Annotated in this window: 16 protein-coding genes; 7 read left to right on the forward strand and 9 right to left on the reverse strand. The window is 58.2% G+C overall.

Annotated features, from left to right (window positions below):
* Positions 1-81 precede the first annotated feature (81 nt).
* Entirely contained in the window at positions 82-639 is a 558-nt protein-coding gene (gene hslV / locus ACR0FE_RS07880) for an ATP-dependent protease subunit HslV (RefSeq protein ID WP_170612791.1), read from the forward strand.
* Here the strand turns inward: hslV and ACR0FE_RS07885 are convergent.
* Entirely contained in the window at positions 631-1,872 is a 1,242-nt protein-coding gene (locus tag ACR0FE_RS07885; RefSeq protein ID WP_480912212.1) for an MFS transporter, read from the reverse strand. The two genes, hslV and ACR0FE_RS07885, sit on opposite strands and share 9 nt — an antisense overlap.
* A 116-nt stretch (positions 1,873-1,988) precedes the next feature.
* On the reverse strand, positions 1,989-2,390 hold the full coding sequence (locus ACR0FE_RS07890; protein ID WP_321249889.1) for a DM13 domain-containing protein: 402 nt from the start codon (positions 2,388-2,390) through the stop codon (positions 1,989-1,991).
* A gap of 199 nt (positions 2,391-2,589) precedes the next feature.
* Between ACR0FE_RS07890 and hslU the strand changes: the two genes are divergently transcribed.
* The 3 genes from hslU (at position 2,590) to ACR0FE_RS07905 (ending at position 6,311) form a co-directional block, all read left to right on the forward strand.
* Positions 2,590-3,897 carry an ATP-dependent protease ATPase subunit HslU gene (hslU, locus tag ACR0FE_RS07895; RefSeq protein ID WP_170807110.1) on the forward strand — a complete coding sequence of 436 codons (1,308 nt, stop codon included), beginning with the start codon at positions 2,590-2,592 and terminating at the stop codon, positions 3,895-3,897.
* Between the two features lie 96 nt (positions 3,898-3,993).
* Entirely contained in the window at positions 3,994-5,094 is a 1,101-nt protein-coding gene (locus tag ACR0FE_RS07900) for an alpha/beta hydrolase (RefSeq protein ID WP_480813440.1), read from the forward strand.
* Positions 5,091-6,311: an MFS transporter gene (locus tag ACR0FE_RS07905; RefSeq protein ID WP_480912215.1), complete on the forward strand. Its 1,221-nt coding sequence runs from the start codon at positions 5,091-5,093 to the stop codon at positions 6,309-6,311. Before ACR0FE_RS07900 ends, ACR0FE_RS07905 begins: the two co-directional genes overlap by 4 nt.
* Here the strand turns inward: ACR0FE_RS07905 and ACR0FE_RS07910 are convergent.
* The 3 genes from ACR0FE_RS07910 to ACR0FE_RS07920 are packed head-to-tail and all read right to left on the reverse strand — an operon-like array spanning position 6,308 to position 8,588.
* The gene (locus ACR0FE_RS07910) at positions 6,308-6,895 is read right to left on the reverse strand and encodes a Smr/MutS family protein (protein WP_170612781.1); all 588 of its coding nucleotides are present in this window, start codon (positions 6,893-6,895) and stop codon (positions 6,308-6,310) included. The two genes, ACR0FE_RS07905 and ACR0FE_RS07910, sit on opposite strands and share 4 nt — an antisense overlap.
* A complete protein-coding gene (gene mltA, locus ACR0FE_RS07915) occupies positions 6,895-7,935 on the reverse strand; it encodes a murein transglycosylase A (protein WP_480912218.1) in 1,041 nt (346 codons plus the stop codon). The genes ACR0FE_RS07910 and mltA overlap by 1 nt, the downstream gene beginning before the upstream one ends.
* Positions 7,932-8,588, reverse strand: coding sequence for a Tim44/TimA family putative adaptor protein (locus tag ACR0FE_RS07920; RefSeq protein ID WP_170612777.1), 657 nt, complete (start codon positions 8,586-8,588; stop codon positions 7,932-7,934). The genes mltA and ACR0FE_RS07920 overlap by 4 nt, the downstream gene beginning before the upstream one ends.
* Before the next feature lie 108 nt (positions 8,589-8,696).
* Between ACR0FE_RS07920 and ACR0FE_RS07925 the strand changes: the two genes are divergently transcribed.
* Positions 8,697-9,197 carry an FxsA family protein gene (locus ACR0FE_RS07925; protein ID WP_480912221.1) on the forward strand — a complete coding sequence of 167 codons (501 nt, stop codon included), beginning with the start codon at positions 8,697-8,699 and terminating at the stop codon, positions 9,195-9,197.
* A 54-nt stretch (positions 9,198-9,251) separates the two neighbouring features.
* Positions 9,252-9,749: a protein-export chaperone SecB gene (secB, locus tag ACR0FE_RS07930; RefSeq protein ID WP_170612773.1), complete on the forward strand. Its 498-nt coding sequence runs from the start codon at positions 9,252-9,254 to the stop codon at positions 9,747-9,749.
* A gap of 27 nt (positions 9,750-9,776) precedes the next feature.
* On the opposite strand, the gene dnaQ is transcribed toward secB, so the two are convergent.
* From dnaQ to ACR0FE_RS07950, 4 genes are read right to left on the reverse strand one after another with little or no spacing between them, the layout of a single operon-like run.
* Positions 9,777-10,499: a DNA polymerase III subunit epsilon gene (gene dnaQ / locus ACR0FE_RS07935; protein ID WP_480912224.1), complete on the reverse strand. Its 723-nt coding sequence runs from the start codon at positions 10,497-10,499 to the stop codon at positions 9,777-9,779.
* A complete protein-coding gene (coaE, locus tag ACR0FE_RS07940; protein WP_170612769.1) occupies positions 10,492-11,085 on the reverse strand; it encodes a dephospho-CoA kinase in 594 nt (197 codons plus the stop codon). Before coaE ends, dnaQ begins: the two co-directional genes overlap by 8 nt.
* Positions 11,082-11,915: a shikimate dehydrogenase gene (locus ACR0FE_RS07945; protein WP_170612767.1), complete on the reverse strand. Its 834-nt coding sequence runs from the start codon at positions 11,913-11,915 to the stop codon at positions 11,082-11,084. Before ACR0FE_RS07945 ends, coaE begins: the two co-directional genes overlap by 4 nt.
* Positions 11,912-12,511 carry a nucleoside triphosphate pyrophosphatase gene (locus ACR0FE_RS07950; protein WP_170612765.1) on the reverse strand — a complete coding sequence of 200 codons (600 nt, stop codon included), beginning with the start codon at positions 12,509-12,511 and terminating at the stop codon, positions 11,912-11,914. The genes ACR0FE_RS07945 and ACR0FE_RS07950 overlap by 4 nt, the downstream gene beginning before the upstream one ends.
* Positions 12,512-12,915: 404 nt before the next feature.
* Here ACR0FE_RS07950 and ACR0FE_RS07955 point away from each other — a divergent pair, with 404 nt between their 5' ends.
* Positions 12,916-13,365 (forward strand): CopD family protein, encoded by a 450-nt coding sequence (locus tag ACR0FE_RS07955; protein ID WP_170612763.1) that lies wholly within the window; start codon positions 12,916-12,918, stop codon positions 13,363-13,365.
* Positions 13,366-13,368: the final 3 nt, after the last annotated feature.

Genomic DNA, 13,368 nt, shown 5'->3' on the forward strand with positions numbered 1-13,368 from the left:
ATCAATTAGGCACTTCGGGAAGCGGTTGCGCATAACATCAGCGCAGCCCATATATGAGCCCGGACAACAACGGAGACTTTCATGGCGGACAGCGACTTTCCCGGATGGCACGGCACAACGATCATCGGCGTCAAAAAGGGCGGAAAGGTTGTCATTGCCGGTGACGGGCAGGTCAGCCTGGGGCAGACCGTGATCAAGGGAACGGCCCGCAAGGTGCGCCGTCTGTCGCCCGGCGGGTTCGAGATTGTTGCAGGCTTTGCCGGTTCCACCGCAGATGCCTTTACCCTGCTCGAGCGGCTGGAGACCAAGCTTGAGGCGACGCCGGGCCAGCTGGCGCGCGCCTCGGTCGAGCTTGCCAAGGACTGGCGGACAGACAAATATCTGCAAAAGCTCGAGGCGATGCTGATTGTCACCGACGGCAAGGATCTGTTCGTGATCACCGGGGCAGGGGATGTGCTTGAGCCTGAACACAACGTGGCAGCCATTGGATCAGGCGGAAATTTCGCTCTGGCCGCTGCGCGCGCGATGATGGACAGCGACAAGTCGGCGGAAGACATCGCCCGGCAATCCATGGCGATTGCGGCGGACATTTGTGTGTACACCAACGGCAAGCTGACTGTTGAAACGATCTCAGGCTAACAGGGCTGAGATCTCTTTCCCCTTCCAGCGGCGGTGCATTCCGATCAGGCCCAGTATCGCAGCAATGACCACGATGTAATAGGGCACGCGGATGTCGATGCTCATCAAGCCGCCGCCGACCAGCGACATGATCCCTCCGGCCAGGCAGAATACTGCGGTGGTCACGCCCATGACCCAGCCCTGATCCGTTTCGCTGACCGATGAAGAGAATAGGCCCAGCATGGTCGGATAGGCCACGCCGAACAGGAAGTAGAAGAAGAACACTGGCACATAGCTGAATACACCGCTTGGGCTGAACGCAAAGGCAATGCCGCAGATGATCATGACCACAAGCGATGTGTAGATAATGCTGTGTTTGCTGAATCTCTCCTGTGCTGGTTTCACAAGGAACGTGCTTGAGAACGCCAGTGCAAAGCCGATAACCACCATCGCCATACTGCCGCCAATCACGCCGTAGCCGAAAGCGCTGGTCAGGAAATTATCCACGAACACATAAAACGTGACGTTGGCGATCATGAAGAACGAATAGACAGGCAGGATCTTCAACACCATGGGATGCCCACGGACTGCGATCAGGCTGTCGGTGACGTCACGGGGACGGAAGACAAAGGCCGTGCGTTCGGTTCTTGTGTCCTTGAAATAGAACAGCACCAGGAAAATCGCGATCAACACCAGAACGAAGGCTCCATAGAACGGCGTTTTGAGTGTGGCCGCACCACCCAACAGAGCAGCATCCGACAGGACCGCACCAATGATCGGGCCGCCCACCAGACCAAAGCTGACGCCGGTCACGATATAGCCCATGTTTCGGTCCCGATCCGCCGCATCCGTACTGCCATCAATCATTGCCGCCTGTGCAATGGGTTGGTTTCCGGCGGTAAAGCCGGTGATTGACCGGCCGGCAATCAGCAGCAGCAAACTGTTGAGGTAAAGCGCCGCGATGGTGATGGCGTACCCCGCAAGCGCTCCGCTCAGACAAACCAGCAAAGCGTTCTTGCGCCCGATCGAATCCGAGACTTTGGACACGTAGACAACGCCCAGAAACCAGGACAGGAAAAAGCAACCAATCACTAGGCCATAGTAGAAATGCCGCCGACCGACCGGCGTATTTTCCGGCAGAAACCCGGACTTCGTCTCCATGATCAGTGAGTTGATGATGGGAAAGACCAGTCCCTGTCCGATCAGATCTACAAATACAATAAACAACAAAGTGATTTTGGCAATCTTCGTCATGCAACCCGCCCCGTTTCTTCAAATGGGGTGAGTGTAGCAGACAGGTGTTCTGACACCTAACACCATGCAAAAGGCCGGGTTTTACCCGGCCCCCGGCAGTCCTGATCGCGTGTGGATCAGTTCAGCGACGCCACGCCCAACGGCACGCCCGCGACCTCGCACCAGATGTAAACTTCGTTGTAGCCGGAAACGTCCATGGTCGGCGGAACGGCATAGGATTGTTTGCCGGTCAGGTTCAGCAGCGCACCCAGCTTGCTGTCAGGATCATATGATCCGTCCTTGCCGAAAGCGACACGCGGGTCGGGCCCGCCATCCAGTGAGAAATCGTCGCCCAGTTCGACAATGTAGCGGTCTCCATTCTTGACCAGCTTCACCGAACCCGAGGTGATGTGCTTCGAACGGCCCTCGAACGTGCCTTTCTTCTTGGCACCGCCAGCAACGGCGGCATTGGCACTGGTCAATGTCAGTGCCGCGCCGGCTGCAGCGGCTTTCACAAAGAGCGAGCGACGAGTCATCATGATGAGTTTTCTCCATTGGTAGACACGGACTGGTTTGCCCGATGTTGTCCGTTATGCCGCAGGCCTCGCCGCATACTCCAATCACTTCGGGACGAATTTCTGTGTGCGCGCCGTGTGTTGGCGTGATGTTTTCGTGATCGGCTTGTGTTTTCGCGCCTTATGATTAGGTTCCGCTTCGAAACAAACGGATTGAGTGCATATGACCGACCTGACCCCGCGCGAGATTGTCTCGGAACTGGACCGCTTCATCATTGGCCAGAAGGATGCCAAACGCGCGGTTGCCGTCGCGCTGCGAAACCGCTGGCGGCGCAAGCAGTTGCCTGACGACATCCGGGACGAGGTCTATCCGAAGAACATCCTGATGATCGGCCCCACCGGCGTCGGCAAGACCGAGATCAGCCGTCGTCTGGCCAAACTGGCCCGCGCGCCTTTCATCAAGGTCGAAGCCACCAAGTTCACCGAGGTTGGCTATGTCGGGCGCGACGTAGAACAGATCGTGCGGGATCTGGCGGACGCCGCCATCCTGCAGACCCGCGAGTTCATGCGCGAAGACGTCAAGGCGCGCGCCCATCAGGCTGCCGAAGACCGGGTCATCGCCGCCATAGCCGGGGAAGACGCCCGCGAAGGCACGCGCGAGATGTTTCGCAAAAAACTGAAATCCGGTGAGCTGGACGATACGGTGATCGAGCTGGAACTCTCGGACACCTCGAGCCCGATGCCGATGTTCGACATTCCCGGCCAACCCGGCAGCCAGATGGGGATGATGAACCTGGGAGATATCTTCGGCAAGGCCTTTGGCGGGCGCACGGTCAAACGCAAGATGACTGTCGCAGAAAGCTATGACGCTCTGATCGGGGAAGAGGCCGACAAGCTGCTGGATGATGAAACCGTCAACCGCGTGGCGCTGGAATCCGTCGAACAGAACGGCATCGTGTTTCTGGATGAGATCGACAAGGTTTGCGCCCGCTCTGACGCACGCGGCGCTGATGTCAGCCGGGAGGGGGTTCAGCGGGACCTCTTGCCCTTGATCGAAGGCACAACCGTGTCCACCAAGCATGGCCCTGTCAAAACAGACCACATCCTGTTTATCGCCTCCGGGGCGTTCCACATCGCCAAGCCCTCGGACCTGTTGCCGGAACTTCAGGGGCGTCTGCCGATCAGGGTCGAACTGCGCGCCCTGACGGAAGAAGACTTTGTGCGCATCCTGACGGAAACAGACAACGCCCTGACCCTTCAGTATACCGCGCTGATGGGGACCGAGGATGTTACTGTCCAGTTCAGCGAAGATGGCATCGCGGCGCTTGCCCGCATTGCAGCGGACGTGAACCAGAGCGTCGAAAACATCGGTGCGCGGCGGCTCTACACCGTGATGGAACGCGTGTTCGAAGAATTGTCTTTCGCCGCCCCCGACAAAGCCGGAACGGAAATCACGGTCGACGCGGAATTTGTCAGCAGCAATCTGGGTGAACTGACCAAATCCACCGATCTCAGCCGTTACGTTTTGTAACACGCTCAGCCGGATTTTGCCTTTCTTCTACCCCGCGCCGCTGGACGTGGGGCGAGAATTCGATAGCTTGGCGCAAACCTGATCCGGGGATTGTCCGTGTTGCGCCATCTGATCCTGCTGCTTGCCTGTCTTTCACTCAGCGCCTGTGTCGACAGGACGGTGTCTGAAATCGTGCCTTCGGCTGCGGTTGTCGGTACGCCCAAAACGATCCTGGCAACCACGACCCGCGCCAAAGAGGCGAACGGATCATACGGGTTCCGTCGCGGTGAATCCTTGCGCTATCTGGAAACCACGGTTTCGATTCCGCCAAATCACACTCCGGGAACCCTGAAGTTCTCCTACGCCAACCCAAATCCGAAGAAAGAGTTCGTGTTGGCGAACGTCAGCGAACTGGATGGGCCGCAGGACCTGAAAACCCATTTGCGCGGCAAAGAAGACGTCACAATTTTTGTGCACGGATACAACTCGACCCAGACCGAGACCTTGTTTCGGGCCGCACAACTGTCCCACGATATCGGCCTGCCCGGAAACACTCTGGTCTATTCATGGCCCAGCCGTGCGACAGGCTTTGGCTATGCCTACGATCTGGACAGCATGCTGTTCGCCCGTGACGGGCTGGAACAGACCATTCGCTCTTTGAAATCAATGGGGGTCAAGCGGGTCATTCTGGTCGCGCATTCCATGGGCAGCGCCCTGACAATGGAGATGATGCGCCAGGCCGAGTTGCAGGAACCCGGCTGGGCCAAAAGGAACCTGGAAGGCGTGGTTCTGATTTCACCGGATCTGGACGTGGATCTGTTCCGCTCGCAGATGGAGCGGATCAAGTCCCCGCCAGATCCGTTTCTCGTCATGGTTTCGCAAAAGGACAGGATTCTGAACATCTCGGCCCGTTTGCGCGGAACGGATGAGGGTGAGCGGTTGGGCAACATCAGCTCGATCGACAGTCTTGAAGAATTTCCGATCAGCGTGATCGACACCACCGCATTCAACAGCGATGCGGAATCATCGCATTTCGTGGCCGCGACCTCTCCGGCGTTGCTGGCGATCCTCAGCTCGCTCAGACGTGTCAACAACACGTTCGGGCCGGAAGATAGGCCGGCTATCGACATCCTTGTCCCGCCAAGCCAGCGGAACCCGGACGGTGCAACCGAAATAGTCCTGACAGAAACAGGGCAGGCCGAGGTTACGACTCCGTGAACCCGGGCGGCCTGCGTCGGTATCTTGTCCAGAACGCAAGCTGGCTGAGCGCGGGGGCGCTGCTGACCTTTCTGTCGAGTTTCGGACAGACCTTCTTTATCTCGATCTTCTCGGGCCAGATCCGGTCCGAATTCGGCCTGAGTCACGGTGCATGGGGAAGCCTCTATTCGCTGGGTACCCTGATGTCTGCGGTAGTGATGGTCTGGGCCGGAGGGCTAACCGATATTTTTCGCGTGCGGGCGCTGGGCCCGGCGGTTCTGACGGGGCTGGCGGTTGCGACAGCGGCGATGGCGCTGAACGAGTTGGTTGTTCTGCTGCCATTGGTCGTTTTCCTTCTCCGCCTGTTTGGACAGGGGATGAGCACCCATCTGGCGCTGGTCGCCATGGCGCGATGGTTTACCGCAACGCGGGGCAGGGCGCTTGCCATCGCCTCGGTCGGGTTTTCCATCGGCGAAGCGCTTTTGCCCCTGATCTTTGTCGCCGCAATGGCCCATTTCAACTGGCGAACACTGTGGTTGGTTTGCGCTGCCGTCTCTGCGTTCGGAATACCGATCCTGATCCGACTGCTACGCCAGGAACGAACACCTCAAAGTCTGGCCAGTGAATATACCGCCACCGGCATGCAGGGCCGCCACTGGACCCGCCGGGACGCGCTTTTGCATCCGCTGTTCTGGTTCATGGCACCTGCATTGTTGGGTCCGTCCGCCTTCATCACGGCCTTCTTTTTTCATCAGGTTCATCTGGCCGAGGTCAAAGGCTGGCTTCATATCGAACTGGTGGCCCTGTTCCCGGTCTTCACCGCAGTCGGCGTGCTGTCTATGTTTGCGGCGGGCTGGGCGTTGGACAAATGGGGTACGACGCGCATAATGCCGTTTTACCAGTTGCCCATAGCGCTGGGGTTTCTTGTTCTGTCCTTCACCGGTTCGATTGGAGGCGCCCTGACCGGTCTGGTCCTTCTGGCGCTGACCGTCGGGGCCAACAGCACGCTGCCCAGCGCATTCTGGGCCGAGTTTTACGGAACGCGCCACATCGGTGCGATCAAGGCACTGGCAACAGCGATCATGGTGCTTGGGTCGGCCATCGGCCCCGGACTGACGGGCATTCTGATTGATACCGGCATTCCGCTTGCGACCCAGTTTCTCTGGATCGGAGGGTTTTTCATTCTGGTCTGCGGGGTAACTTGGATCGGTATCACACAAGCCGCACGCACACTTTAACGCGTTCGGCGCAGATACACGTAATAGGCTCCGTCGCCCCCGTGGCTGATATGGGCGGGTGTTATCTGAAGGACGGCCTGCGCCAGTGGCGGCAAAGACAGCCATTGCGGAACCTGATTGCGCAGGACACCCCGCGGCGTCGGGATCGGTCCGGGCTCATCCCTGTCTTTCCCTTTGCCGGTGACAACCAGAACTAGACGCTTGCCTGATGCCTGCGCGGTCAGAACAAACCGCACCAGAGCCGGATGTGCCGTGTCTACGCGCATTCCGTGCAGGTCCAGCTTGCCTTCCGGCTTCAGCTTGCCGCGCTTCATTCGCGCAAAGGCCTTGGTGTCCATCTGCACAGGACTTGCACGTAGACTGTCTCCAATTGCGGGTTTCAGGGCATGTTGCGCCGGCTTTGTTGTTGCTTTCTGCCCCAGTTCAAACTCGTCAAATCGCGGTTTTGGCTGCCGGTTCGGCTTGGGTTTCGGCAAAACGGTCGGGTGGATCGTCTGCGGAATCTCGGGGTGCAAACGCTCGGCCCGTTTCGCGACCTTTCGCCACAATTCCACCTCTTCTGCAGTCAGCTTTCGGCGGGACATCAGAACTCATCCGGCGACATGGCATAAGCGCGCTGAATTGGCAGCAACACAACCATGCGGCCCGGATCCTTCAGCCTCCCTGCAGCCTGACCGGCGGTGTCGCCGGTTCCGAAAAAGATATCGGCGCGCTGCGCGCCCTTGATGGCCGCACCAGTGTCCTGCGCGATCATCAGGCGGCGCAGCGGATTTGCCCCATCCTTTTCCAACCAGACTGGTGCCCCCAACGGCGTATAGGCTGGGTCCGTCGCAATACTGCGCATGGTCGTGACCGATCGGTTCATGGCACCCAGCGGACCCCGGTCAGGAGCGACCCGTGTGACTTCGCGGAAGAACACATAGGACGGGTTGTGAAACAGCAGTTCCGCACCAGCCTCGGGGTTCTTGCGTACCCAGGCCCGGATCATCTGGGCGCTGACCTCGTGTGCGCCAAGAACACCGCGCCTGATCAGTTCGACCCCGATCGACCGATAGGGGTGGCCGTTCGCGCCGCCATATCCGACGCGCAAGGCGCTGCCATCGGGCAGACGAATTCGCCCCGATCCCTGAATCTGAAGAAAGAACAGTTCAACCGGATCGTCGACCCACGCAATCTCAAGCCCGCGCCCCGCCATGGCCTCGCCAGTCAGGATTTCGCGGCGGCTCAGCCATTTGTCGGCAGCGCGTGCCTCGGGCGGAATTTTGTACAGCGGATATCTGAATCGGTCCGATCGGGTTCTGGACCCGTCCAGTTCCGGCTCGAAATATCCGGTGAACAAAGCCTCCTTGCCGTCTTCGACAAGAACCGGGCGAAAGAACAGTTCAAAGAAGGCCCGGGCTGCGTCAGGGGAATAAGTCTGGGCCACACCGCACAGCGCCCGCCAGTCCGGGTCATTCAGATCGTTGCAGGTGTTCAGAAAAACCGAAAGGGCCGCCCCGTGATCGTCGGCGACCCAGCCATCCAGATCGTCGAATGACAGGATGGATCGCGTCGCCTCGGCTCCGGCGGCGCTGGCGGCGGTCATCGCGCCCACCAGTAAGAGCGACCGGAGCGTGGCAATCATGCGTCCGTGGCGACAAGCAGCCAGTTCGGATCATCCGAGCCCATGACGCGGGCAAAGGTCCAGCTGTCCTTCTGGCGTTTGACGGTGTTGGGGCTACCTTCGATGATGTCCCCGCCACGATCCCGCACGACCGAAGTCAGTTCACCCACAAACTTCATGGTGATCTCGGCCTGATTGGTGTCCTTGTCGAAATGGGCATCGGCCAGCGCGGTTTCACGCACACCGATGAATTCGGCTTCGATGGTCAGGCCCCGGTCTTCGCGGTCGGCCACAACGGAAACGAAAGTGTCAAAGACCTCTTCCGACAGGAAAGGTTGGATTTCGTCCAGGTTACCCTTTTCGAACCCCATAACGATCATCTCGTAAGCGCCGCGCGCGCCCTGCACGAATTCGGTGACGGAAAATCCGGGCTCGATCCGTTTCATCGCCGCCAGTGTCTGGGCCTGCTCGCTGTCTTCGGGAACGTGGTCGGTGATGTCATGATCCGGGCCGCCGTCGATCACTTCAAAATCGCGGCGTGCCTTGTTGGAACCGGGCTGCTGCAGAGGAGGTTTTTCGAAACCTTCACGCGTACCCAGAACGCTTTTCAGGCGCAGGATCAGGAAAACGGCAATTCCGGCCAGGACCAGCAGCTGGATCATGGGTTCGTTCATTTCATCCTCTTTTCAGAACCGCGACTTTGTATACGCGGCCTCATGTCACTATGTAGGTGACAGTTTAGGGCAAGTCCACTGCCCTGCACACGCGAAAGGATGACGAAAATGTATCTGTTTCTGGCATTTCTGTTGGTGCCGATCATCGAGATTGCCCTGTTCATTCAGGTTGGCGGTCTGATCGGACTTTGGCCGACACTTGCAATCGTTGTCCTGACAGCCTTTCTGGGCACCGCTTTGGTGCGGACGCAAGGCCGCATGGCGCTGGGTGAATTACAGAGAACATTCAACAATCTCGATGACCCGACCGAGCCCCTGGCCCATGGCGCCATGATCATTCTGTCAGGCGTATTGTTGCTGACGCCCGGCTTTTTTACCGATGCCGTGGGCTTTGCGCTGCTTATCCCCGGCGTAAGGGTTGCCGTGTTCCGGTATCTGAAATCCAAAGTAACGGTGACGCATTTTCAGATGGGCACCGGTGTACAATTTCACCAGGGCAATGATCCCTTTGGTCAGGATGACGTGATCGATGGCGAATTTACCGAGGTTCACCCCCGTAAGGAACCAACAAAACCGTCGAAATGGGTGGATGGTCCGCACGAGCATTGAGGTGCCGCGCCCAACTTGATAAGCAGTGGCGAAATTCAATTTTGGAGTAGATCCATGGCCGAAGAAAAAGCCGCAGACAACGCTGCGTCACAAACCGCCCCGCAGGTTCAGATGCGGGTTCTGGGGCAATTCATCCGCGATATGTCCTTTGAAAACGTGATGGCGCAAAAGGGTGTATCCGGCGATGTGCAGCCCGAGATTGCCGTACAGGTCAATCTGGACGCGAAAAAGCGCCCGGCAGACCACCAGTTCGAGGTTTCGATCAAGCTGAACCTCACCTCGAAAGCCAAGGGCATGGAAGACATCCTGTTCCTGTGCGAAATCGACTATTGCGGACTGTTCCACGTGGAAGGTGTGCCCGAGGATCAATTGCACCCGTTCCTGATGATCGAATGTCCGCGGATGTTGTTCCCGTTCCTGCGCCGCGTTGTCAGCGACATCACCCGCGACGGTGGTTTCCCGCCGGTCAACCTGGACACAATCGACTTTGTCGGCCTCTACCGTAACGAGTTGATGCGCCGCCAGGCCGAAGCTCAGAAGGCCGAAGCCTGATCAATCTGACCCGCGCCGGACACTGGTTCAGGCGCGGGTCCAAAGGGCGTTTTCGCCCAGTTTTTCCACAAATTCCTGATGTGCGGCGCGTTCATCTTCGGTGATCCGCGGCGCAAGCGGTGTTGCGCGTGGCGTCGGACGCCAATCCTCGCTGCCGCCGGAGGTATTTGCGTTAGACGCCGACAGGCCGAAATCGGGTTGCCGCCCGCCGATCAGTTCCAGATACACCTCAGCCAGAATTTCCGAGTCGAGCAGAGCGCCGTGCAGAACACGGTTCGAGTTGTCGATGCCGAACCTGCGGCACAGCGCATCCAGCGAAGCAGGCGAGCCCGGAAACCGCTTTCGTGCAATGGCCAGCGTATCCAGCGCCTGATCCATCGGAATCGGGGCCAGGCCCATCCAGCCCAGTTCGGCGTTCAGGAATTTCATATCGAAGGATGCGTTGTGGATCACCAGTCGCGCATCGCCCACAAAATCGCGGAAACCCTGACCAACTTTGGCGAATACAGGTTTGTCCTTCAGCGTCACCTGGCCTTTTTCTGGCGGGCGGGGCGGATCCAGCAAATCCGGACCGATCCCGTGCACACCAAATGCCTCTTCCGGCATCGAGCGCTGGGGGTTGATGTAGACATGATAGGTTTCGCCCGTCGCGACGTGATTCCACAGCTCGACCGCGCCAATTTCCACGATCCGGTCGCCGCTTTCGGGATCAAAGCCCGTGGTTTCGGTGTCGAGAACGATCTCACGCATTTGCCAGTCCTGCCCTGATCTGCCTGACCACATCCTGCACCTGCGCGCGCGCATGGTCCAGCGTATCGGTGACAATCACGAAATCCGACCGCGCACATTTTTCTTCATTCGGCATCTGCTTGGCGCGAATTTGCTCGAATTGCGCTTCGGAAATTGTTCCGCGGGCCATCACGCGGCGTTTTTGTTCCTCGGCCGGTATCGAGACACAGGCAACGGCATCCATCGCGACGTTTCCGCCCGTTTCGAACAGAAGCGGAATGTCGAACACCAGAATATCCTCGGTCGCGGTTTCCCGGAACCTGGCTCGATCCGCAGCAACCAGCGGGTGCACTATGCTCTCTATGGTTTTCAGAACGGAGGGATCAGAGGTGATGATCCGTTTCAACGCATCCCGGCTGACAGCGCCGTCAAGGACAGCCTCGGGAAACACAGCAGCCATCGGCGCAACTGCCGCCCCACCTGCGGAATAAAGCTGGTGGACTGCCGCGTCCGCGTCCCACAGCCCGCAGCCTTCGGCCACGAACATCTGCGCCGTCGTGCTTTTGCCCATGCCGATCGAGCCGGTCAGGCCAAGGGCAAAACTCATGCCAGGGCCGCCGCGCGGGTTTCTGCGGTGACCTCGGGGCGCACTCCGAACCAGCGCTCAAACCCCGGAACCGCCTGATGCAACAGCATGCCCAGACCGTCCACCGTTGTGCATCCGGCTTCTTCAGCCTGTTGCAGCAATCGGGTGCGCAGCGGGGCGTAGACCAGATCATTCACCACGGTGCCGGGCTGCAAGCCATCCAGCGGCACGCGCAGTTCGGGCTGACCCTGCATTCCCAGCGAGGTTGTGTTCACCACTAGCTCGGCCTCTTCAATGACATTTCCAGCCTGCACCCAGTCAATCACGGTAATGCGCTGGCCGAACTCTTCTTTCAGATGATCGGCACGAGTGCGGGTTCGGTTGGTCAGCAGAATCTCGGGGACGCCAGCATCCGCCAGGGCGGACAGAATGGCGCGTGCTGCACCACCGGCACCAAAGACAACGGCCGGCCCGTCCTGCGGGTTCCAGTCGGACGCGCCTGCGCGCAGGTTCTCCATAAAGCCATACCCGTCTGTGTTATCGGCATGGATCGAGCCATCGTCGCGAAACACAAGCGTATTCGCTGCCCCGATGACCGAAGCCCGGTCAGACACATGATCGGCCAGACGCAGTGCGGCTTCTTTATGCGGAACCGTTACATTCGCACCCACAAACCCGGCTTTCGGCAAACTCCGCAAAACAGTTTCCAGATCCGCGGGCGTGACATCCATGGGAACATAATGCCCGGCCAGACCATAGGTCTGTAGCCAATGACCGTGCAGCTTGGGCGACCGGGAATGCGCCACCGGGTGCCCGATCACCCCGGCCAGAGGAATACGATGTTCCGTCATTGATCGATCACCCCTTTTACAGCCAGATAATTGAGCAACTCCAACAAGGGCATACCCAAGACGTTAAAATAGTCGCCGTCAATGGTGGCGAACAGCCGCGCGCCTTCTTCTTCCAGCTTATAGGCACCTACGGCGTATCGGATGCTGTCCCAATTGCGCGCCACATAATCCTTCAGATAGGCATCAGAACTGGCCCGCATCCGCAGACGGACCTGCCCCACATGTCGCCAGATCGGTTCCCCGTTTTGATAAATGACGGCAGCCGACAGCAACATGTGCCGTTTCCCCCGCATCGCCTTCAACTGGGCCAGTGCGTCTTCAGGCGTCTCCGGCTTGGACAACAAACGGCCTTCGAAGTCCAGAACCTGATCGCATCCCAGAACCATGGCCCCCGGATTCTTGTCGCTGATTTTTCGCGCCTTCATTTCGGCCAGCGCATCAGCAATATCGCGCGGTGATGCCTCTTCCGCCAGCAGCGCGCGTTTCATGCTGTCTTCATCTACACGCGCGACCTGAACGGAAAACGGGACACCTGCGTTCTCCAGAAGTTGTGCTCGGATGGCCGAGCCCGAAGCGAGTATGATGGGGACAGGCATGTGGAAAACCCCGTGGGCAAAGCGTTGAGTGATCTGGGACGTTTTGTATGGTTTTCAGGTTGACACGCAACCCTGCGATTTCGGCGCGGATCTTCCCCGAGTCGCCCGAAAACTGTCAAAGCAGGACAAGAATAACTTTGGAAATCGGGAAAACCACGATGTCCCCAGTTGGTCATCGAGTTATCCACAGTGAAGATCGCGGAATAGTATACTAACCATATGAATTTAATTGATAAATTATTACACTAACAAGATCATCGGCATCGCGGTCAACTCTATCCACCTGGGGAAAAGTGAAGGGTAAAAAAGTAATCCACGGATTCTATTCGCCCTACAAAACCATCATCCTTTCTCTTTTCTTATTTTTTTATTAGGGAGAGTTCCGAGCAACGCCCGGAGCCAGAATGACCGATCTTCTTTTCACGATTTACCCGTGGGTGAAGTCTTTACATATCATGGCCGTGATCTCTTGGATGGCAGGTTTGTTCTATTTGCCCAGACTGTTCGTCTATCACGTGGAAAAGGCGCAATCCGTCGACGGGGCTGAACAGATTTTCTTTGAAATGGAAGAAAAGCTGTTACGGGTCATCATGCGCCCGGCAATGATCGTAGCCTGGGCCTGTGGCCTGATCATGGTGTTTACTCCGGGTATCGTCGGCTGGGATTGGTCCTGGCCCTGGGTCAAAGGCGCAGCGGTGATCGGTATGACCTGGTTCCATCACTGGCTGATGGCACGTCGAAAGGACTTTCTTGAAGGCCGAAACAAGCTCACAGGGCGCCAGTATCGCATGATGAACGAGGTACCGACCGTTTTGATGGTTGCCATCGTTCTGGCGGTCATTCTGAAGTTCTGAAGG

Source organism: Ruegeria sp. K7, from assembly GCF_056531785.1.